The organism is Pseudomonas sp. GW823-FHT06E10 (assembly GCF_058794995.1).
Genome location: NZ_JBXAHJ010000015.1, coordinates 65,325 through 87,508, shown reverse-complemented (window position 1 = coordinate 87,508; position 22,184 = coordinate 65,325). Strand labels below are relative to the sequence as shown.

The 22,184-nt window shown below is 60.1% G+C and carries 18 protein-coding genes; 9 read left to right on the top strand and 9 right to left on the bottom strand.

Features of this window, described 5'->3' with window-relative positions; translation table 11 throughout:
* Positions 1-160: 160 nt before the first annotated feature.
* From AC1Q6Y_RS22265 to AC1Q6Y_RS22235, 7 genes are all read left to right on the top strand, one after another.
* Positions 161-1,150: an alpha/beta fold hydrolase gene (locus tag AC1Q6Y_RS22265; protein ID WP_090454039.1), complete on the top strand. Its 990-nt coding sequence runs from the start codon at positions 161-163 to the stop codon at positions 1,148-1,150.
* Positions 1,151-1,270: 120 nt separating this feature from the next.
* Positions 1,271-1,762: a ribonuclease E activity regulator RraA gene (gene rraA / locus AC1Q6Y_RS22260; RefSeq protein ID WP_008027412.1), complete on the top strand. Its 492-nt coding sequence runs from the start codon at positions 1,271-1,273 to the stop codon at positions 1,760-1,762.
* Positions 1,763-1,788: 26 nt separating this feature from the next.
* Positions 1,789-2,784, top strand: coding sequence for a zinc transporter ZntB (locus tag AC1Q6Y_RS22255; RefSeq protein ID WP_492625174.1), 996 nt, complete (start codon positions 1,789-1,791; stop codon positions 2,782-2,784).
* Positions 2,785-2,846: 62 nt separating this feature from the next.
* Positions 2,847-3,095: a hypothetical protein gene (locus tag AC1Q6Y_RS22250; RefSeq protein ID WP_008017601.1), complete on the top strand. Its 249-nt coding sequence runs from the start codon at positions 2,847-2,849 to the stop codon at positions 3,093-3,095.
* 2 nt (positions 3,096-3,097) lie between these two features.
* Positions 3,098-3,922 carry a mechanosensitive ion channel family protein gene (locus tag AC1Q6Y_RS22245; RefSeq protein ID WP_008048604.1) on the top strand — a complete coding sequence of 275 codons (825 nt, stop codon included), beginning with the start codon at positions 3,098-3,100 and terminating at the stop codon, positions 3,920-3,922.
* Positions 3,923-4,012: 90 nt separating this feature from the next.
* A complete protein-coding gene (gene sigX, locus AC1Q6Y_RS22240) occupies positions 4,013-4,603 on the top strand; it encodes an RNA polymerase sigma factor SigX (RefSeq protein ID WP_015096065.1) in 591 nt (196 codons plus the stop codon).
* A 107-nt stretch (positions 4,604-4,710) separates the two neighbouring features.
* Positions 4,711-5,742 (top strand): OmpA family protein, encoded by a 1,032-nt coding sequence (locus AC1Q6Y_RS22235; protein ID WP_057715703.1) that lies wholly within the window; start codon positions 4,711-4,713, stop codon positions 5,740-5,742.
* 73 nt (positions 5,743-5,815) lie between these two features.
* Here the strand turns inward: AC1Q6Y_RS22235 and cobA are convergent, their stop codons facing one another.
* From cobA to AC1Q6Y_RS22195, 8 genes are all read right to left on the bottom strand, one after another.
* Complete coding sequence (gene cobA / locus AC1Q6Y_RS22230) at positions 5,816-6,580, bottom strand: uroporphyrinogen-III C-methyltransferase (protein WP_492625173.1); 765 nt, start codon at positions 6,578-6,580, stop codon at positions 5,816-5,818.
* A gap of 10 nt (positions 6,581-6,590) precedes the next feature.
* Positions 6,591-9,308: a nitrate reductase gene (locus AC1Q6Y_RS22225; protein WP_492625172.1), complete on the bottom strand. Its 2,718-nt coding sequence runs from the start codon at positions 9,306-9,308 to the stop codon at positions 6,591-6,593.
* Entirely contained in the window at positions 9,308-9,625 is a 318-nt protein-coding gene (gene nirD / locus AC1Q6Y_RS22220) for a nitrite reductase small subunit NirD (RefSeq protein WP_046042889.1), read from the bottom strand. Before nirD ends, AC1Q6Y_RS22225 begins: the two co-directional genes overlap by 1 nt.
* Positions 9,622-12,075, bottom strand: a complete 2,454-nt coding sequence (gene nirB, locus AC1Q6Y_RS22215) for a nitrite reductase large subunit NirB (protein ID WP_492625171.1) — start codon at positions 12,073-12,075, stop codon at positions 9,622-9,624. Before nirB ends, nirD begins: the two co-directional genes overlap by 4 nt.
* A 289-nt stretch (positions 12,076-12,364) precedes the next feature.
* On the bottom strand, positions 12,365-14,032 hold the full coding sequence (locus tag AC1Q6Y_RS22210) for a bifunctional protein-serine/threonine kinase/phosphatase (RefSeq protein ID WP_492625170.1): 1,668 nt from the start codon (positions 14,030-14,032) through the stop codon (positions 12,365-12,367).
* A 7-nt stretch (positions 14,033-14,039) separates the two neighbouring features.
* The gene (locus AC1Q6Y_RS22205; protein WP_057715698.1) at positions 14,040-15,251 is read right to left on the bottom strand and encodes a nitrate/nitrite transporter; all 1,212 of its coding nucleotides are present in this window, start codon (positions 15,249-15,251) and stop codon (positions 14,040-14,042) included.
* A gap of 337 nt (positions 15,252-15,588) precedes the next feature.
* Complete coding sequence (locus AC1Q6Y_RS22200; protein WP_090454048.1) at positions 15,589-16,164, bottom strand: ANTAR domain-containing response regulator; 576 nt, start codon at positions 16,162-16,164, stop codon at positions 15,589-15,591.
* A 15-nt stretch (positions 16,165-16,179) separates the two neighbouring features.
* Positions 16,180-17,391, bottom strand: a complete 1,212-nt coding sequence (locus tag AC1Q6Y_RS22195; RefSeq protein ID WP_154946553.1) for a CmpA/NrtA family ABC transporter substrate-binding protein — start codon at positions 17,389-17,391, stop codon at positions 16,180-16,182.
* Between the two features lie 227 nt (positions 17,392-17,618).
* Between AC1Q6Y_RS22195 and AC1Q6Y_RS22190 the strand changes: the two genes are divergently transcribed.
* Positions 17,619-18,638 (top strand): quinone-dependent dihydroorotate dehydrogenase, encoded by a 1,020-nt coding sequence (locus AC1Q6Y_RS22190; protein ID WP_057715696.1) that lies wholly within the window; start codon positions 17,619-17,621, stop codon positions 18,636-18,638.
* A gap of 285 nt (positions 18,639-18,923) precedes the next feature.
* Here the strand turns inward: AC1Q6Y_RS22190 and rmf are convergent, their stop codons facing one another.
* Entirely contained in the window at positions 18,924-19,139 is a 216-nt protein-coding gene (rmf, locus tag AC1Q6Y_RS22185) for a ribosome modulation factor (protein WP_003223300.1), read from the bottom strand.
* Between the two features lie 530 nt (positions 19,140-19,669).
* On the opposite strand from rmf, the gene rlmKL reads away from it, so the two are divergent.
* Complete coding sequence (rlmKL, locus tag AC1Q6Y_RS22180; RefSeq protein ID WP_492625169.1) at positions 19,670-21,940, top strand: bifunctional 23S rRNA (guanine(2069)-N(7))-methyltransferase RlmK/23S rRNA (guanine(2445)-N(2))-methyltransferase RlmL; 2,271 nt, start codon at positions 19,670-19,672, stop codon at positions 21,938-21,940.
* The last annotated feature ends 244 nt before the right edge of the window (positions 21,941-22,184 follow it).

Here is a 22,184-nt window from a genome sequence, read left to right as displayed (position 1 = left end):
GCTTGCTCGCGATGGACGTCAACGATAACGCGTTTATCCTGGATAAACGTGGCGTCCCGAGTTCTTCGCGAGCAGGGCTCGCTCCTACAGGGAGCGGTCTTTATGAGATTCAAGCAGGGCGGGCTCCATCTGGATGCCGCCCTTTTTTGTGCAAGAGATTATGCAAAGCAGCAGCAACCTATTTCCTGTCGCCCTGATCAGTGCCGAACGGCGCGGTGATCTGAGCGAAGATGTGTATCGTTTGAAACCCGGTAACAGTCCCGACTTCACCGTCGAATTGGCTGTGACACGCCTTGGCATGGCCGATGAGTCGTCCTCCCGTGGCGTGCCGGTGATCCTGCTGCACGGCAGCTTTTCCAATCGCCGGTTCTGGTTTTCTCCCAAAGGCCTGGGGTTGGGCGCTTACCTGGCCCGTCTGGGGTTCGATGTCTGGATTCCGGAAATGCGCGGTCACGGCCTGTCCCAGCGTAACCACGACTACCGCAAGAACCGTGTTGCCGACTACGCACGCTATGACCTGCCGGCCATTGGTGCGTTCGTGCGCGAACAGAGCGGGCAGGTGCCACACTGGATCGGTCACTCACTGGGCGGTATTACATTGGCCGCAGCGCTGGGTGGCGAGTACATCGGTGAGCCCGTCGTGGCCTCGGCGGCGTTTTTCGGTACACAAGTCAGTCGCACCTACTGGCCATTGAAGATTCCGCCGGTAGAGTGGAGCGGTCGCTTCATTCTCAAGCGTTTTGCCCAGTTGTCCGGCTCAAGGCTCAAGCGCGGTCCGGAGGACGAGCCCATCGGCCTGGCCCTGGAAGGCATGCGCTGGTACGGTCTGTTCGGGCGCTTTGGCGATGCCGATAAAAACTGGTGGGCGGGTTTGGCCGAGGTCAAGTTGCCGGTGCTTGCCGTGAGCGCTGCGGGTGATCATCAGGATCCTGCGTGGGCGTGTCGCAAGTTGTTCGAGCAGTTCGGTTCCGAGCACAAGCAATTCATCAACCTGGGGCGCGAGCAGGGCTTCGGCGACAATTTCGGTCACGTGGAAATGCTCGTCAGCAAGGCAGCCCAGGCTGAAGTCTGGCCTTTGGTGACGCGCTGGTTGGCCGATCAGCAGACACCTTTGCCGGGAGCGCAACAGGATTTGGTCGCGGCAATCTGAGCCTGACGCTCTAAGAAGGGCATTTCGCTCCGGTCGGCTTGCGGCTAAGATATGACGCATTGAGCTGTTCTGGTCACTTTCCGACATCCTCGATTGTCTTCCTCTTACAGGAGTTTCTCGATGAACCATTACATCACGCCTGACCTGTGCGACGCCTATCCGGAGCTGGTGCAGGTGCTGGAACCGATGTTCAGCAATTTCGGCGGCCGTGATTCCTTCGGCGGCGAAATCGTGACCATCAAATGCTTTGAAGACAACTCGCGGGTCAAGGAGCAGGTCGAGCTCAAGGGGAATGGCAAAGTGCTGGTGGTAGACGGTGGCGGTTCCCTGCGGCATGCGTTGCTCGGTGACATGCTGGCCGAGAAAGCCGCGAAAAACGGTTGGGAAGGGCTGGTGATCTACGGTTGCATCCGCGACGTCGATATCATCGCGCAGACCGATCTGGGCGTTCAGGCCCTCGCCAGCCACCCGAGGAAATCCGACAGGCGCGGGCTCGGCGATCTCAACGTTGTGGTGACGTTTGCCGGTGTGACGTTCCGTCCAGGCGAGTACATTTATGCGGACAACAACGGCGTGATCATCTCGCCCAGCCCGCTGAAAATGCCTGAATAAAGCGCCGGTTGACCAAAGGAGTGCGGATGTTCGAGGAAGAAAACGCGCAATGGGGGCTGGTGCATGCCCTGGTGCTGGACGGTAAAGGCGGTGCGCGTTCGATTGCCCGGACTGAATTCGATGACTTGCAGTTGCAGGCCCATGAAAGCCTGTGGCTGCACTGGGATCGCAGTCATCCGCAAACCCGGACCTGGTTGCGCAAATCCAGCGGTCTGAGCGAATTCAGCTGTGACCTGTTACTCGAAGAAAACACCCGTCCGCGACTTCTACAGCTTTCGGACAGCGAACTGCTGCTATTTTTGCGCGGGGTCAATCTGAACCCTGGCGCCGAACCGGAAGACATGGTGTCGGTGCGGATTTTCGGCTCTGCCCAGCGTGTCATTTCCCTGCGTTTGCGTCCTTTGCGTGCCACTGACGAGTTGCTGGTGCAACTGTCCGAGGGCAAGGGGCCGAAAACTGCCTCCGAACTCATCCTTTGCATGGCGCAGTACCTCACCAACAAGGTGCAGGATCTGGTCAGCTGTCTCTCGGAAGTGGTCGATGAGGAAGAAGAAAAGCTGGATACCGACGAACGGTATACTCCTGAGCACGGGGCGGTTTTGCAGATTCGTCGCCGGGCGGCTGCGTTGAAGCGCTTTCTGGCTCCGCAGCGGGACATTTTCGGGCAGTTGACGCGAATCAAGTTGCCCTGGTTCGTCGAGGATGACGGCGATTACTGGAACGAATTGAACAATAGCCTGACCCGCTACCTCGAAGAGCTGGAATTGACCCGGGAGCGGGTGGGGCTGGTCCTGGAGGCTGAAGACCGTCGCTTGAGCGTGCGCATGAACCGCACGATGTATCGCTTCGGGATCATCACCGGGATCTTTTTGCCGATGAGTTTTCTGGCCGGGCTTTTGGGGATCAACGTCGGTGGAATTCCATTCTCTGCCAGCCCTTACGGCTTTCTGATCGCTTGCCTGATGATGGTCTCGGTGGCGCTCGGGCAGTGGTGGTTGTTCCGACGTTTGCGCTGGGTCTGAGGGAAACCATGTGACCCGACCAAAACTGACCGCGTCTCCCACAGACATCACGAGAGGTGCGTATGCACGATCCGTTTGAACAGTCTTTACGCGACATGCTCAACGCCTCACCGTCCACCCGGGACGACGATGCGTGCCTGGGGCGTGTGCTGAAAACCGCCAACCGCCAGGTCGGCGCCGGTGATCTGTTCAGCCTGCTGGGGCGCTGGTTGCCCGCACTGATGATCGCCCTGAATAACGGATCGGCCCATGTCGCGCCGGTATCCCGTCTTCGTAAACCTACTGCTCGCACTGCTGATAAGGCTGATTGAATATGGAACTTGATCTCTGGACTCAGAGCCTCGTCACTGCAATGACTGCGTTGTGGACCAAGGTTGCGAACTTCATTCCGAACCTGTTCGGCGCACTGGTTGTGCTGCTGTTGGGTTTTGTCGTGGCCAAACTGCTGGACACCTTGCTCTCGAAGTTGCTCGCCAAATTGGGCCTTGATCGCTTGATGGGTGGCACCGGCCTGACCAAATTGCTGTCCCGTGCAGGGTTGCAAGTTCCTATTTCGACGCTGATCGGCAAAATCGTCTATTGGTTCGTTCTGCTGATTTTTCTGGTTTCTGCCGCAGAATCCCTTGGCCTTGAGCGAGTTTCAGCTACGCTGGACATGCTTGCGTTGTATTTGCCGAAGGTGTTCGGCGCGGCGCTGGTGTTGCTGGTCGGTGTCTTGCTGGCGCAACTGGCCAACGGGCTGGTGCGCGGAGCGGCAGAAGGCGTGGGGCTGGACTATGCTTCAGGGCTTGGACGGATTGCCCAGGGCCTGGTGATCATCATCAGTATTTCGGTTGCGATCAGCCAGTTGGAGGTCAAGACTGACCTGCTGAACCATGTGATCGTGATTGTGTTGATAACCGTTGGTCTGGCAGTAGCGCTGGCCATGGGGTTGGGAAGCCGGGAAATTGCCGGCCAGATTCTTGCGGGAATCTACGTGCGTGAGCTGTACCAGGTTGGGCAACAAGTGCGTGTTGGCGAGGTCGAAGGCCAGATCGAAGAGATCGGCACGGTTAAAACCACATTGCTGACCGATGAGGGTGAGCTAGTCTCTCTTTCCAATCGGATCCTCCTTGAGCAGCATGTGAGTAGCCGCTAACCCGGCAAACCCTGCTAATGTATGCCGCCGCAAAATGCCTGCTCACGCTGGCTGCGGCGGACATTGACCTGACTGTCGGCCCGACTTGTTTTGAATAAAGCCCAATCGTTATCCATGCGCTACGACCCCCGCGAGCTCTCTGATGAGGAGTTGGTCGCGCGCTCGCATACCGAGCTGTTTCACGTAACACGCGCCTATGAAGAACTGATGCGGCGTTACCAGCGAACATTATTTAACGTGTGCGCACGATATCTAGGGAACGATCGCGACGCAGACGATGTCTGTCAGGAGGTCATGTTGAAGGTGCTGTATGGCCTGAAGAACTTCGAAGGTAAATCGAAGTTCAAGACGTGGCTATATAGCATCACGTACAACGAGTGCATCACACAGTATCGGAAGGAACGGCGAAAGCGTCGCTTGATGGACGCTTTGAGTCTTGACCCCCTCGAGGAAGCGTCCGAAGAAAAGACGCCGAAACCTGAGGAAAAAGGCGGACTTGATCGCTGGTTGGTGTATGTGAATCCGATTGACCGTGAAATTCTGGTGCTACGATTTGTCGCAGAGCTGGAGTTTCAGGAAATCGCAGACATCATGCATATGGGTTTGAGCGCAACAAAAATGCGGTACAAACGCGCTCTAGATAAATTGCGTGAGAAATTTGCAGGCATTGCTGAAACTTAGTTCAGCGCAAATATCTCTTACGTGTAGGCAAGTTCTGTTAGACTTGCCGCCGAGTTGTCCCCCGGTTTGCGGGACTGCTTCACAATCACCAGATGGGGATTTAACGGATGAAACTGAAAAACACCTTGGGCTTGGCCATTGGTTCTCTTATTGCCGCCACTTCCATCGGCGCTCTGGCACAGGGCCAAGGCGCAGTTGAAATCGAAGGCTACGCAAAGAAGCAATATTTCGATAGCGACCGTAACTTCAAGAACGACGGCATCCTGCCGGGTGGTTCGATCGGTTACTTCCTGACAGACGACGTTGAACTGCGTCTGGCCTACGACGAAGTGCACAATGCCCGTGCAAACGATGGCAAGAACGTTAAGGGCGCGAACACCGCTCTGGACGCTCTGTACCACTTCAACAACCCAGGCGACATGCTGCGTCCTTACGTCTCGGGCGGTTTCTCCGACCAGAGCATCGACCAGAACGGCTCGAACGGTCGTAACCGTTCCACCTTCGCCAACGTTGGCGGCGGTGCCAAGCTGTACTTCACCGACAACTTCTACGCCCGTGCTGGCGTTGAAGCTCAGTACAACATCGACCAGGGCAACACCGAGTGGGCTCCTAGCGTCGGTATCGGTGTGAACTTCGGCGGCGGCAGCAAGCCAGCTGCTGCTCCAGTTCCAGCTCCGGAAGTTTGCTCTGACAGCGACAACGATGGCGTTTGCGACAACGTTGACAAGTGCCCAGACACCCCAGCCAACGTAACTGTTGACGCTGACGGCTGCCCGGCAGTTGCTGAAGTTGTTCGTGTTGAGCTGGACGTGAAGTTCGACTTCGACAAGTCGGTAGTCAAGCCAAACAGCTACGGCGACATCAAGAACCTGGCTGACTTCATGAAGCAGTACCCATCCACCAGCACTACTGTTGAAGGTCACACTGACTCCGTCGGTCCTGACGCTTACAACCAGAAACTGTCCGAGCGTCGTGCAAACGCCGTTAAACAAGTTCTGACCAACCAGTACGGTGTTGAATCGTCCCGCGTTCAGTCTGTTGGCTACGGCGAATCCCGCCCAGTTGCTGACAACAAAACTGACGCTGGTCGTGCAGTTAACCGTCGCGTAGAAGCGCAGGTTGAAGCTCAAGCTAAGTAATTAGCTCACAGCTCTGAAAAGCCCGGCTCAGGCCGGGCTTTTCTTTGTCTGCAATTTGGTGAAATAGTTGAAACTACGCTGACTGATCTGCCGCCATCACAGGCAATTCACGCTCCCACAGCGATTGAGTTGCACTGGCTGCCACTGCACCGATCACCAGTATGGCAGGGCTTTTCAGTTGGAATCTGTAGGCCGCTTCATCCATGTTTGTGAGAGTGCTCCGACATTCCCGTTGATGGGGCAAGGAGGCATTTTCAATCATGGCCACGGGCGTATCCGTTGCCATGCCGCCGGCCAATAGCTGCTCACGGATTTCACCCAGCTTGGCCACTCCCATGTAAATCACCAACGTCGTTCCGCCTTGGGCCAGTGCCTGCCAGTTCAATTGGCTGTCGTCCTGGGTGTGTGCGGTGACCAGCGTGACACCACGGGCTACACCGCGCAAAGTCAGCGGAATATTGCATTGCGTTGCCCCCGCCAGCCCGGCAGTGATGCCGTTGACCAACTCGGCTTCGACCCCACGCTCACGCAGCCACTGCGCCTCTTCACCACCGCGGCCGAAAATGCATGGATCGCCGCCTTTGAGCCGCGCTACGCATTTACCCTGCCGGGCATAACGAAGCATCAGGCGATGGATGAACGCTTGCGGGGTAGAGCGGCAGCCGCCACGCTTGCCCACCGGAATGATCCGCGCCCCAGGGCAATGCTCGAGTACCGCGACATTGACCAGGTCATCGATCAGCACCACATCTGCCTCGCGCAAGGCACGTACCGCCTTCAACGTGAGCAACTCCGGATCACCCGGGCCCGCACCTACCAGCCAGACTTTTGCACTCATAGTGTTTTCCTCACGAGAAGACGGTGGCTGGCTGCGCCGTGGCAGCCAGCAGGCGTTTGATTTCCGGAACGCAGGACCCGCATTGCGTGCCGCAACCCAGTTCTTGCTTGAGCCCCTGCAAGTCCAGGCCACGGCTGATGCCGGCGCAGATCGCGTTCTGGCCGACGTTCTTGCAATTGCACAGGATCTTGTTCGAGTTGAAGGGCATGTCGAGATTGCCCGGTGGTGCGCTCAGCGGCGCAAGCAGCCAGCGCCGCAGTTGCTGGTCCGCGCGACCTTCGAGCCACAGCCCCTGTAACCAGTGCTGGGCAAGGGTTTCACCGGCCAGTCGAATGGCAGTGATCCGGCCATTTTCGATCCGCACGCGCTTGCCTATGGCCCGGCGAGGGTCGTCGTAAGCCAGTACCGGGCCGTCATCGAGCGCCAGGTTTTTATCGATTTCGCTTAGCAACTCTGCCGAAGGTGCTGAAGTATTGGCAGCCCGTACAAGCAGGGCAGGGCGCTCACGGCCAACCAGACTGAGACTGACGTAGGAAAACGCCTCACAGAGCGGTCGTAGCGTTTCAAAATGCCGTTGAACATCGCCCTCGATCAGTGCGAATAGTTTCCAGGGCAAATCCACCGGATCCAGGCGAACGCCGCTGTGTTTAAGTTCGGGCTGTTTCGACAAAGGATCGAATGCGGGCAGGGTGAGGCTGTTCACCCCGCCCTTGAGAAAACGGTCGCCCCAATGCATCGGCAAAAAGGCCTGGCCTGGACGCACGCTGTCATCGCTGGCAACCGCGACGACGATTGCGCCGCGCCTGCTTTTCAGGCTGACCAGATCCCCCGGCTGCAGGCGATGGCGGCGCAGTTCGTCCGGGTGCAGGCTCAACTCCGCTTCGCTGACATGGCCAAACAGCTGCGCAGCGGTGCCGGTGCGGCTCATGCCGTGCCATTGATCGCGCAGACGGCCGGTGATCAGGGTCAGCGGGAAGCGTGCATCGCGTTGCTCTTTGGCGGCACGGTATGGATCGGCCACGAACTGTGCGCGCCCATTGGCAGTGGCAAATACCCCGTCGACGTACAGCCGGGCCGTGCCTTCAACGGCACCCGCAGGGAAGGGCCACTGCTGCGGGCCGAGACGATCGATCAGTGCATGGCTGATACCGGACAGATCCAGGTCGCGACCTTGAGTCAGTTGTTTGTATTCGTCAAAGACCTGAGCGGGATTATCAAATTCAAACAGGCTGGCTTGGCCGGGACGCAGGTGTTTTTCCAGGCGTTGTGCGAAATCTACGGTGATTGCCCAGTCCGGCCGCGCCTCACCCGGTGCGACGATTGCCTGGCGTACGTGGGAAATGCGTCGCTCGGAGTTGGTCACGCAACCTTCCTTTTCCCCCCAACTGGCGGCGGGCAGCAGAAGGTCGGCGAACTTCGCGGTTTCAGTGGTGCTGAAGGCTTCCTGCAACACCACGAACGGGCAGGCTTGCAGAGCTGCGCGCACGGCCGTCTGGTCCGGCATGGATTGCGCGGGGTTGGTGCAGGCGATCCACAACGCCTTGATCTTGCCGTTGCGCACTTGCTCGAACAATTCGATCGCAGAGAGCCCGGGGCTTTCCGGCAGTTGCTCGACGCCCCAGTAGGACGCCACTTGCGCACGGTGTTGTGCATTGGCGGCGTCACGGTGACCGGGCAGCAAGTTGGACAAACTGCCGGTTTCCCGCCCGCCCATGGCATTTGGCTGACCGGTGAGGGAGAAAGGTCCGGCGCCGGGACGACCGATCTGCCCGGTGGCCAGGTGCAGATTGATCAATGCACTGTTTTTCGCGCTGCCGGCGGTGGACTGGTTAAGCCCCATGCACCACAGCGACAGAAAGCTCGGTGATGTGCCGATCCACTCGGCACATTGCTGCAATTGCCCGAGGCTGATACCGCAGAGCTGCGAAACCATTTGCGGCGTGTAGTCACGCACCAGGTTTTTCAGCTCGGCCAGGCCTTCGGTGTGGTCCCTGATGAAGTCACGATCTATCCAGTCTTCCCACAGCAGCAGATGCAAAATCCCATGGAACAAGGCGACATCGGTGCCCGGCAAGATCGCCAGGTGCAGGTCAGCCAGATCGCAGGTATCTGTGCGACGTGGGTCAATGACGATGACCTTCATCTGCGGCCGGCGGGATTTGGCTGCTTCCAGGCGGCGAAACAGCACCGGGTGGGCGTAGGCCATGTTGCTGCCGGCGATCATCACGCAATCGCTCAGCTCCAGGTCTTCGTAGCTGCAGGGCGGGGCGTCGGCACCCAGGCTGCGCTTGTAGCCGACCACCGCCGATGACATGCACAGGCGCGAATTGCTGTCGATGTTGTTGGTGCCTACCAGGGCACGCGCCAGCTTGTTGAAGGCGTAGTAGTCCTCGGTCAACAGTTGCCCGGAAATGTAGAACGCCACGCTGTCCGGGCCATGTTCGGCAATGGTCGCGGCAAACACGCTGGTCGCGTGATCGAGGGCGGTATCCCAATCGGTGCGGTGGCGGGCCAGGCTTTTACCAAGGCGCAGTTCGGGGTACAACGCCCGCGCCGTCAAGTCGCCGGTCAGGTGCAGGGTCGAACCCTTGCTGCACAGTTTGCCGAAATTGGCCGGGTGCGCCGGGTCGCCGCTGACGCCGAGGATGTGCTCGCCGTCGTGCTCGATCAGCACCCCGCAACCGACCCCGCAGTAACAGCAGGTGGACGCAGTGATCTGGCGGTCCATCAGCCTGCATCCCGCAGGGCCAGCATCACCCGGCCATTTTCCACCCGGGCGAGATGGTGATGGGCACAGCCGATGTCCGGGGCCAGGGCTTCGCCGCTTTCCAGGTCGATTTGCCAGTTGTGCAGCGGGCAGGCCACACGCTTGCCGTAGACCAGACCTTGGGACAACGGGCCGCCCTTGTGCGGGCAGCGGTCGTCGAGGGCGAACACTTCGTCGTCGCTGGTACGGAAAATCGCGATGTCTCCCTTTGGCCCGGCGATGATCCGCGAGCCCAGGGCATTGATCTCTTCCAGTGCACAGATATCCAGCCAGTTCATACCAGCACCTCCAGGTTTTTCACGGGGATGACGTCGAATTCTTTTTTCAGCTGGGGCTGTTCCAGGCGTTCCTTCCACGGGTCCTGTTCGAACGACAGGGAGAATTGCAGGCGATCGTTGAGCGCCTTGCGACGCTCCGGATCTTCCAGCACGGCTTTCTTGATGTGTTCCATGCCGACCCGTTGCAGGTAGTGCACGGTGCGCTCGAGGTAGAAGGCTTCTTCGCGATAGAGTTGCAGGAATGCACCGTTGTATTCGCGCACTTCTTCGGCGGTTTTCAGTTTGACGAAGAATTCCGCGACTTCGGTCTTGATCCCGCCGTTGCCACCGATGTACATCTCCCAGCCGGAGTCCACACCGATAATTCCCACATCCTTGATACCGGCTTCCGAGCAGTTGCGCGGGCAACCGGAGACAGCCAGCTTCACCTTGTGTGGCGACCACATGTTGAACAGGTCATGTTCCAGTTCAATGCCAAGTTGTGTGGAATTCTGGGTGCCAAAGCGGCAGAACTCGCTGCCGACGCAGGTTTTCACTGTGCGGATGGATTTGCCGTAGGCGTGGCCGGACGGCATGTCCAGGTCTTTCCACACCCCCGGCAGGTCTTGCTTGCGAATACCCAGCAAGTCAATGCGCTGGCCACCGGTGACCTTGACCATCGGCACGTTGTATTTGTCGGCGACGTCGGCAATGCGCCGCAGCTCTGAAGGATTGGTCACACCGCCCCACATCCGCGGGACTACAGAGTAGGTGCCGTCTTTCTGAATATTGGCGTGGGCGCGTTCATTGATCAGGCGCGATTGCGGATCGTCCTTGGCTTCCCCAGGCCAGGTGGAAATCAGGTAGTAGTTGAGCGCCGGGCGGCAGGTGGCGCAGCCGTTGGGTGTGCGCCAGTTCAGGTAGCTCATGGTGCCGGCGATGGTCAGCAGGTGCTGCTCGCGGATGGCCTGGCGGATCTGCCCGTGGTTGAGATCGCTGCAGCCGCAGATGGCCTTTTCGCTTTTCGGCTTGACGTCGGCGGCGCCGCCCACGGTGTTGATCAGGATCTGCTCCACCAAACCCGCGCACGAGCCGCAGGAGCTGGCAGCCTTGGTGTGTTTCTTGACGTCGTCGACACTGAACAGCCCGTGCTCCTGGATCGCCTTGACGATGGTGCCTTTGCACACGCCGTTGCAGCCGCAGACTTCGGCGTTGTCGGCCATGCTCATGGCTTTGTCCTGGCCTTGATGTCCTACGTCGCCCAGTGCATTTTCACCAAACATCAAATGATCGCGGATCTCGCCGATGGCGTGATTCTCACGGATCTGCCGGAAATACCAGCCGCCATCTGCCGTGTCGCCGTACAGGCACGCGCCGACCAGCACGTCATCCTTGATCACCAGTTTTTTGTAGACCCCGCCAATCGGGTCCGAGAGGGTAATGGTCTCGGTGCCTTCACCGCCCATGAAGTCGCCGGCGGAAAACAGGTCGATACCGGTAACCTTCAATTTGGTCGAGGTCACCGAACCCTTGTAGGTGGCAAAACCCAGTTGGGCCAGGTGGTTGGCGCAGACTTTGGCCTGTTCGAACAGCGGCGCCACCAAACCATAGGCGATACCGCGGTGGCTGGCACACTCGCCGATGGCATAGATCCGTGGGTCGTAAGTTTGCATTGTGTCGTTGACCAGAATCCCGCGGCTGCACGGAATGCCGGATTTCTCCGCCAGTTCGGTATTGGGGCGAATGCCGGCGGCCATCACTACCAGGTCAGCGGGAATGATGTCGCCGTTCTTGAATTGCACCGAACCGACCCGGCCGTTGCCAGCGTCGTGCAAGGCCTGGGTCTGCTCGCACAGGCGAAAGTGCAGGCCGCGAGATTCCAGCGCGGTTTGCAGCAACTGGCCGCTGGTCTTGTCCAGTTGCCGCTCCAGCAACCACTCGCCGATATGCACCACGGTGACGTGCATGCCCCGCAGCATCAGGCCGTTGGCGGCCTCCAGGCCGAGCAGGCCGCCGCCGATCACTACGGCGTGCCGGTGGGTTTTCGCGGTGTCGATCATGGCCTGGGTGTCGGCGATGTCGCGGTAGCCGATCACGCCGTCAAGGATGTTGCCGGGAATGGGCAGGATGAAAGGCGTCGAGCCGGTGGCGATCAGCAGGCGATCGTATTCGGCTTCGCTGCCGTCTTCGGCGATGACCCGGCGCTTGACCCGGTCGATCTCCACCACCTTACGGTTGAGCAGCAGCTTGATGTTGTTTTCCAGGTACCAGTCCAGGTCGTTGAGCACGATTTCTTCGAAGGTCTGTTCGCCCGCCAGCACCGGCGACAGCAGGATGCGGTTGTAGTTGGTGTGCGGTTCGGCACCGAAGACCGTGATGTCGTACAGCTCCGTGCTCAGTTTGAGCAGCTCTTCCAGGGTCCGGACCCCGGCCATGCCGTTACCGATCATCACCAGTTTTAGTTTTTTCATCAGGTTCTCCGGGGAGCTCGGGCCTGCCTCATCAGGGGCAGGCCATGCTCGACAAATTTTGCGCAAACAAAAAAAGGCGTCCCGCTAGTTGCCTAGCGAGGACGCCTTTGTCCTGGTCCCGTTCTCTCGGGAAGTGCAACCTTCGTCGTTGAAGCCTGCGCTGTATGTCTGTTGAAAGAGGTAATGCAGTGGTTATGCCAAGTCGCTCAAATCCCGTGTTTGTTGGCATTTTCCCCGTTCACAAGGGCAGAACCGTGAGGGAGTGCACCGATTCAAGGCGCTTTGCCCGCTAATGGAGCGCAACCATCAGCAGCACCAGATTGAGCAGCAACGATACCAGCGCCAATGTTCGCCAGACTTTCAGCGGTTCGCGCTCCAGCAAGGGCCTGGGGCGCACGCTCAAGCTGTGGCGCTCACCCTGTTCGATCAGCAGCAGCCATTCTTCCGCTGTTTCGAAACGCTGGTCGGGGGTCGCCGCCACGGCGCGCTCCAGGCTATGGGCGATCCAGTCCGGCAGGTCGGGCCGGTAGCGGCTGGCGTTGACCGGGAGGCCAAACCTCGGGCGCTGGAAGGCTTCGATTTCGCCATAGGGGTAATGCCCGGTGAGCAGGAAATACAGGGTTACTCCGACGGCGTACAAGTCCTGCTGTGGCGTCGGTACTTCGCCGCGAAAGGCTTCGGGCGCGATGTAACTGGGTGTACCCGGCAGCGCCCAGGGCAGATCTTGCGAAAGCCCGGGGCAGTAGGCGAGGCCGAAATCCAGCAGGCGCAACTCACCATCGTCCCCCAGCAGCAGGTTTTCCGGTTTGATATCGCGATGCAGGATCTGCCGTCGATGCAACAGACCGACCGCTCGCAGCAAGTGTTCGGCGATGTCTTGCCACTGGGGCAGCGGCAGCGGTCCGCCTTGCTCATGTCGTTGGGCCAGGGTAGCGCCCGAATATTCACGCATCACGTAGTACAAATGCTGACGCTGACTGGCGGAGTGGACTTCAGGAAAATGTCGACCGGCCACGCGTTTGAGGAACCATTCTTCCGACAGTAACGCTTGCCCGGCCTGGTGATCGTCGTGCAGGCGACCGGGCAGGGTTTTCAACAGCCAGGGTTGTTGCTGGCTGTCGCGAACGCGATAAAGCAGCGATTGCTGGCTCTGTGCGACGATCCCCTCGACCTGCCAGCCCTCGAACGCCTGACCCGGTTTCAGGGCAGGCGGCAGTGGCCATTGCTGTAAGTGCATCAACGCATCGCCAATGCTCGCTTCACCGAGGGCATCGACCCGCACCAGCATGGCGCTGGCGTTGTCCTGGCTGCCCGCCAGGTGCGCAGCATTGACCAGGGTGTTCGCAGCGCTGTGCAAGTCCGGTTGATCGCGCAGGATCGCGGCAATGGCGGTATCGCCCAGGACGGCCCAGACGCCGTCGCTGAGCAGGACGAAGCTCTCATCGGGGCGCAACTCACCGTCGAGAAAATCCAGCACCAGGTGTTGATCGAGCCCCAGCGCCCGTTTCAGCACATGCTGCATGCCCGGCTGGTCCCAGACGTGATCCTCGCTGATTCGCTGCAATTGGTCGGCGTGCCAGCGATACACCCGACAATCGCCGACATGAGCCAGGGTAAAACGCCGGCCGCGCAGGACCAGAGCACTGAGGGTGGTCAGCAGCGGTTGTCCGCCGCCATTGGCCTGCAACCAGCGGTTCTGCGCCAGCAGCAGACGATCGAGTGCCTGTGCGACGCTCCAGGTTTCCGGCGTGGCGTAGTAATCCAGCGCCAGGGCCTGCAGCGTCGAACGGGCAGCCAGACCGCCATCGACGCATTGGCTGACACCGTCGGCAATCGCGAACAGATAACCCTTGCTCGCGGCCAGCGCCGGAGCCGGCGTGACCAGGCGCAGGGCATCCTGGTTTTCCTCGCGAGGACCGATGGCGCTGGCTTCGGCGAAACTCAGTTGCAGGCTCATCGGGGCGTCAGACTCGCGCTGCCGTCACGGCGGCCGAACCCCAGGTGGTTCTCCAGCGACGTTTTACGCCGTGCAGACCGAACCAGGCCAGAACGCCGAGGCTGGCGAACAACCACAGTGCCAGTTGATAGCTGCCGGTGCTTTGCTTGATCGCGCCCATGCCGGCCGCGAGAGCAAAGCCACCGATACCGCCGGCCATGCCGATCAGGCCGGTCATCACGCCGATTTCCCGGCGAAAACGCTGGGGCACCAATTGGAATACCGCGCCATTGCCTGCGCCCAGACCGAGCATGGTGCAGACGAAAAGTGCCAGTGCGGCGTAGGAACTCGGCAGATTGAAGCCGACCACGGCAATGCAGATCGCCGCGACGGTGTACATCGCCAGCAGAGTCCGAATGCCGCCGAACCGGTCAGCCAGCGCGCCACCCAAGGGGCGCATCAGGCTGCCGCCGAACACGCAGGCAGCGGTGTAGTAGCCGGCAGTCACCGGGCTCAAGCCGTACTGGTCGTTGAAATAACCGGGCAGGGCACTGGCCAGACCGATGAAGCCGCCGAATGTCACGCTGTAGAAAAACATGAACCACCAGCTGTCACGATCGCCCAAGGCCTTGAAGTAGTCGGCCATGGATTTGGCTTTTGGCCGCTCGGGGGCATTGCGGGCCAGCCAGGCGAAGACGATCAGGGTCAGAATCAGCGGAATCAGGGCGAAACCGAACACGTTGCTCCAGCCAACCGCCGCCGCCAGCACCGGGGCGATCAATGCGGCGAGCACCGTGCCCGAGTTCCCCGCGCCGGCGATGCCCATGGCCTTGCCTTGATGCTGCGGCGGATACCACTGCGAGGCCAGGGGCAGGGCGACGGCGAACGAAGCGCCGGCCATGCCGAGGAACAGGCCCAGCAGCAACGCCTGCTCGTAGCTGTGGATCCCGAGTTTCCAGGCACCGAACAGCGCGCAGATCACGATGACCTGACCGATCAGGCCGGCGGTTTTGGGCGACAGGCGATCAGCCAGCATCCCCATCACGAAGCGCAACACCGCCCCGGCCAGAATCGGCGTGGCCACCACCAGCCCGCGTTGCTGCGTCGTCAGGTGCAGGTCGGCGGCGATCTGTACCGCCAAAGGACCGAGCAGGTACCAGACCATGAAGCTCAGGTCGAAATAGAGGAAGGCTGCGAACAATGTGGGTGTATGGCCGGATTTCCAGAAGCTTGAATTCATTGCGCACCTCAGCTGTGAAGAGTCTCGAAAGGAGTCATGAGCTTGCAGGTGGGGCGCCGATACGGCCGCACCACCGGCCCCGTGCTGTGGGGCCAAAACGAAAAAACGCCGCTACCCGATCCGCCAAGGGCAAATGAGGTGAGCGACGTCTTTGTCGTAGGTGGGGCAACCGCCGTTGGTTACCTGTGTTGATTACTTAGCGAGATCTGTGCCAACACTCGAAATCGAGCAGCCATTCGCGAGCAGGCTCGCTCCCACAAGGGAATGGCGTCGAACACAAACCACCTGTGGGAGCGAGCCTGCTCGCGATGGCGGACCTTACAAGCGTCACTGGACTTCAGCCGAGCAACTCGCTCATGGCAATAATCTGCTCCGCCACTTGAATCAGCTTCTGCTGGCGGCTCATCGCCTGGCGGCGCATCAGTGTGTAGGCCTCTTCCTCGTTGCAGTCCTTCATTTTCATCAGCAGTCCCTTGGCCAGTTCAATGCGCTTGCGCTCGGCCAATTGCTGGTCGCGGGCATGCAGTTGGGCACGCAAGGCCTGATCGCTTTCGAAACGTGCCATGGCCACATCGAGAATCGGCTGCAGGCGTTGTGCGTGAATGCCTTCGACGATGTAGGCGCTGACACCGGACTTGATCGCCTGTCGCATCACATCGGGGTCGTGTTCGTCCGTGAACATCACAATCGGTCGTGGCTGGTCGCGAGTCACCAGCACCACTTGTTCCATGACATCGCGGCCCGGTGACTCGGTATCGATCAGAATCACGTCCGGACGCACCGTTTCGACGCGTTCGGGCAGGTCGATGGTCAGGCCGGATTCATCGATCACTTCGAACCCGGCCTCGGTCAGGGCGGCCCTCAGGCGCCCGACTTTTTTAGCGGTGTCATTGATCAGCAGGATACGCAGCATGTTCATGGTCTCCTGTCAGCGGCTGGCGGATCGGTGCGAGCTGTCGCTCATGGCGTGCAGTTTGAAACTGCGGGCATAACCGGCCGGGTCCGAACCGTCCCAGGTCTTGCCGTCGATCAACTGACTGCTGCGCATCTCCTTGCCCCGTGCCGCGACACCTACAGCGCTGGCCGCTTCACGATACAAGTCTAGTTGCTGGACTTGACGGGCCACGGCGAGGTAATCCGGGTCGTCGCGCAACAAACCCCAGCGACGGAACTGGGTCATGAACCACATGCCATCGGACAGGTACGGCAGATTGACCTCGCCTTCACCGTGGAAGCGCAGGGCGTGTGGGTCTTGCCAGCGATTGCCCAGACCATCGACATAGTCGCCCAGCAGGCGCGGCTCGATGCACTCCAGCGGCGCATCGAGGTATTGCGCTGCACTGAGCAATTGCGCGGTGCTGCGACGATTTTCGCTGCTTTCTTCGATGAAGCGACTGGCCTCCAGAATCGCCATCACCAACGCGCGGGCAGTGTTGGGGTATTGCTCGACGAAGGCGCGGGTGCAGCCCAGGACCTTTTCCGGATGATCGGGCCAGATGGTCTGGGTCGTCGCCAAGGTGAAGCCGAGGTCCTGTTGCACGGCGCTGGCGGACCAGGGTTCGCCGACGCAGAGCCCGTCGATACGCCCGGCCCGCAGGTGCGCGACCATTTGCGGCGGCGGCACCACCACGCTGTCGACATCCAGCAGCGGGTGAATGCCCTGGCTGGCGAGCCAGTAATACAACCACATGGCGTGGGTGCCGGTTGGAAACGTCTGGGCGAAGGTGAATTTTGAGCGAGTTTGGTGCACGTGCCGTTCCAGTGCTTCAGGACTGGTCACTCCAAGCGCTTGCAAACCACGGGACAGGTTGATGCTCTGGCCGTTCTGATTCAGGCCCATCAGCACGGCCATGTCGGTCGCGGCCACGCCACCGATGCCCAGGTGAACGGCGTAAACCAGACCGTAGAGGCTGTGGGCGGCATCGAGTTCGCCGCTGACCAGTTTGTCCCGCAGGTTGGCCCAGGACGACTGACGCTTGAGGTTCAGGGTCAAGCCATGGGGTTGGGCGAAGCCCTGGGTGGCGGCGACAACCACCGAGGCGCAGTCGCTCAGAGCCATGAAGCCGAGATTGATTTCGGTTTTTTCCGGGGCATCGCTGCCATTGACCCAGGCCAGAGGGCCGGCTGATGGTTCGTTCATCGCGTGTTCACCTTGCAAAAAAAACGTCGTCCCGAGTTCTTGCATGAGCAGGCCGGGGACGACGCCATTGTCTTTGCACACATTCGGTCGTTGGCATGGGTGCTGGTGCCCAGAGTGGTGCAAGGCATATGCCATTATCCGTTGATTTGATCACGCGCCTCGCTTGCCACCCCGTGCCCGGCTATAATCGCCGCCTCAATTCGCCGCCAATCGAGTCAAATCCGCCCATGTACACCCTGGCCCGTCAGCTGTTGTTCAAACTCTCCCCGGAAACCTCCCACGATCTGTCCCTGGACCTGATCGGCGCGGGCGGGCGTCTTGGGCTCAACGGCTTGCTGTGCAAGGCCCCGGCGAAGACGCCGGTGAATGTCATGGGCCTGGACTTCCCGAATCCGGTGGGGCTGGCCGCCGGCCTGGACAAGAACGGCGCGGCCATCGATGGTTTCGCCCAACTGGGTTTCGGTTTTGTCGAAATCGGCACCATCACGCCGCGTCCGCAGCCGGGCAACCCGAAGCCGCGCCTGTTCCGTCTGCCGGAAGCCGAGGCGATCATCAATCGCATGGGGTTCAACAACCTCGGCGTCGATCACCTGTTGGCCCGCGTGGCGGCGGCCAAATACAAGGGCGTGCTGGGCATCAACATCGGCAAGAACTTCGATACGCCGGTCGAGCGTGCCGTGGACGACTACCTGATCTGCCTGGACAAGGTCTACGCCCACGCCAGCTATGTGACGGTCAACGTCAGCTCGCCGAACACGCCGGGCCTGCGCAGCCTGCAATTCGGTGACTCGCTCAAGCAGTTGCTGGCCGATCTGGCCGAGCGCCGCGCGGAACTGGCATTGCGTCATGGCAAACATGTACCGCTGGCGATCAAGATCGCGCCGGACATGAGCGACGAAGAAACCGCACAAGTTGCGCAAGCGCTGATCGAAACCGGGATGGATGCGGTCATTGCGACTAACACCACCCTGAGCCGTATAGGCGTCGAAGGCATGGAGCACGGCGAAGAAGCCGGTGGTCTGTCCGGCGCGCCGGTTCGCGACAAGAGCACCCACACCGTGAAAGTGCTGGCATCGGAGCTGGGTGGTCGGCTGCCGATCATCGCTGCCGGCGGTATTACCGAAGGCAAGCACGCAGCGGAGAAAATCACCGCGGGCGCGAGCCTGGTGCAGATCTACTCGGGCTTCATCTACAAAGGCCCGGCGCTGATTCGTGAGTCCGTAGACGCAATCGCAGCCCTACGCTAGCGAGCTTTTGTGGCGAGGGGGCTTGCCCCCGTTCGGCTGCGAAGCAGCCGCAATTCCGGCCACTGTGTTTTACCGGTGTCACCGAGTCGATTGGTTTCGGGGCCGCTTCGCGACCCAACGGGGGCAAGCCCCCTCGCCACAAGGGTATCGTCGCTGAATGTGAAGCAGGCATAAAAAAGGGCCCCTTTAAAGGAGCCCCTGGGCCGGAGCCCGCCGTCCGGATGGGACGTGCATGGTTAATTCAGTACAAATCAGATTGTCGTGTCGGAGTGTTCTGCCCTGTAATTAGCCGACGGCGTGAAGTTCGTTGAGTCTGTGGATTCCCGCAGTGCCGGTCATACCGTCCCAGTTGTCGCCGCGTCCTTCTCGCCAGCCGTTAATCCAGGCTTGACGTACCGACGGTAGAGTAAATGGGCAAAGCTCACGGGATTTACCACCAACGCCATATTGATATCCGCGCAAAAATGCTCTTTCCAACGGATCACGCTTAAGTCTTCTCATAGGGTGTTGCCCTCACTTGTTGACTGTATTTATCGCGTCGACCTCTATTGAGGTCTGGCAGAAAAACTCTGCCGTTGGGGGCTCGTTGCCGGCGTGACGAGCCAAGGTGTTGGCGTCATTGCGGCGCCAACCTGTATTGAGTTCTAACCAATGCGTCACATCGAGGGAATGATCGTTTTGTCATAAGGACGTAACCGTTCATGTGCTAACGCCATAAGTAACAGAGCGTTTGTAGCGTATTTATTGGCCAAACCCCGGTATGATCGGCTCTGCGCTGGATGATGGGCTTAATCCTTTAGTGAGAATGGCTCCCGTTGCCGGGAAGCACTATTCGACGAAGGGTCGACTTATGACATTTTGTTGCATCAACTTTTTTATCTGTCCTTGCATCTAAGCTCATTTAACCCGAGCAGCAGGGGTGGAACGGCACACCTTCGTGCCACGCGGGCGCTCTTCGAGAAAAGTGCCTGATTGAAAACCGGACCGGCAATGCGTTGCCCGGTCACTTAGCTAAAGGTTCTGGAATTCCCATGTCCGATCGTTTCGAACTCTTCCTCACTTGCCCAAAAGGCCTTGAAGGCCTGCTCATCGAGGAAGCCGTCGGGCTTGGCCTTGAGGAAGCGCGGGAGCACACCTCTGCCGTACGCGGCATGGCCACCATGGAAACCGCTTATCGCCTGTGCCTGTGGTCGCGCCTGGCCAACCGCGTGCTGCTGGTGCTCAAGCGTTTCCAAATGAAGGACGCCGAAGACCTGTACCACGGCGTGCTGGACATCGAGTGGCAAGACCACATGCTCAATGACGGCACCCTGGCCGTCGAATTCAGCGGCCATGGCTCAGGTATCGACAACACCCACTTCGGCGCGCTGAAGGTCAAGGATGCCATCGTCGACAAACTGCGCACCCCGCAAGGCGACCGTCCGTCCATCGACAAGCTCAACCCGGACCTGCGCATTCACCTGCGCCTGGATCGTGGCGAAGCCATTCTGTCTCTTGACCTGTCCGGTCACAGCCTGCACCAGCGCGGCTATCGCTTGCAGCAAGGTGCGGCGCCGCTCAAGGAAAACCTCGCGGCCGCCATCCTGATCCGTTCCGGCTGGCCCCGTATCGCGGCCGAAGGCGGCGCTCTGGCCGACCCGATGTGCGGCGTCGGCACGTTCCTGGTGGAAGCCGCCATGATCGCCGCCGACATGGCGCCGAACCTGCGTCGCGAGCAGTGGGGCTTCACCGCCTGGCTCGGTCACGTACCGGCGCTGTGGAAAAAACTCCACGAAGAAGCCACCGAACGCGCCGCGGCCGGCCTGGCCAAGCCGCCGCTGTGGATTCGCGGTTACGAAGCCGACCCGCGCCTGATTCAACCGGGCCGCAACAACGTCGAACGTGCCGGCCTCAGTGAGTGGATCAAGATCTACCAGGGCGAAGTCGCGACCTTCGAGCCGCGTCCGGACCAGAACCAGAAAGGCCTGGTGATCTGCAACCCGCCATACGGTGAGCGTCTGGGCGACGAGGCGAGCCTGCTCTACCTCTACCAGAACCTTGGCGAACGCCTGCGTCAGGCTTGCCTCAACTGGGAAGCCGCAGTGTTCACCGGCGCCCCGGACCTGGGCAAGCGCATGGGCATCCGCAGCCACAAGCAGTATTCGTTCTGGAACGGCGCCTTGCCGTGCAAGCTGTTGCTGATCAAGGTGTTGCCGGATCAATTCGTCACCGGCGAGCGTCGTACTCCGGAGCAGCGCCAGGTCGAGCGCGAGCAAGCCGCCTACGATCAGGCGCCGAACGAACCGCAGGAACGCAAGTTCAACAAAAACGGCAACCCGATCAAACCGGCGCCGGCACCGGCTCCAGTGGTCGAGCAGCCGCGCCTGAGCGAAGGCGGGCAGATGTTCGCCAACCGCCTGCAAAAGAACCTCAAGGCCATGGGCAAGTGGGTCAAGCGTGAAGGCATCGACTGCTACCGCGTGTACGATGCCGACATGCCGGAGTACTCCATGGCCATCGACCTGTATCACGATTGGGTGCATGTCCAGGAGTACGTCGCGCCGAAATCAATCGATCCGGAAAAGGCCTCGGCCCGCATGTTCGATGCCCTGGCAGCCATCCCGCAGGCGTTGAACATCGACAAGAGCCGTGTGGTGGTCAAGCGCCGCGAGCGCCAGAGCGGCACCAAGCAGTACGAGCGCCAGGCGGCACAGGGCAAGTTCGTCGAGGTCAATGAGGGTGGCGTGAAGCTGCTGGTGAACCTCACCGACTACCTCGACACCGGTCTGTTCCTCGACCACCGGCCGATGCGCATGCGTATCCAGAAAGAGGCGGCCGGTAAGCGCTTCCTCAATCTGTTCTGCTACACCGCGACGGCCAGTGTGCATGCGGCCAAGGGCGGCGCGCGCAGCACCACCAGTGTCGACTTGTCGAAAACCTATCTGGACTGGGCGCGTCGCAACCTGTCGTTGAACGGTTTCTCCGACAAGAACCGCCTGGAGCAGGGTGATGTGATGGCGTGGCTCGAAGCCAGTCGTGACGAGTACGACATGATCTTCATCGACCCGCCGACGTTCTCCAACTCCAAGCGCATGGAAGGTGTCTTCGACGTGCAGCGCGACCAGGTGCAACTGATCGACCTGGCCATGGCGCGACTGGCGCCCGGCGGCGTGTTGTACTTCTCCAACAACTTCCGCAAGTTTGAACTGGAAGCCAATCTCGGCGAGCGTTATGCAGTCGAGGAGATCACCGCCCAGACCATCGACCCGGATTTTGCCCGCAACGCCAAGATCCATCGCGCCTGGAAAATCACGGCTCGTTGAAGCGTGGATCCACCTGTAGGAGCGAGCCTGCTCGCGATGGTCGATAACGATAACGCGTGCTTTCTGAATGCACGCGGTGTTCTTGAGTCCATCGCGAGCAAGCTCGCTCCTACAGTGCTTCGGTGAGCGTTATGCGGTCGAGGAGATCACCGCCCAGACCATCGACCCGGATTTTGCCCGCAACGCCAAGATCCATCGCGCCTGGAAAATCACGGCTCGTTGAAGCGTGGATCCACCTGTAGGA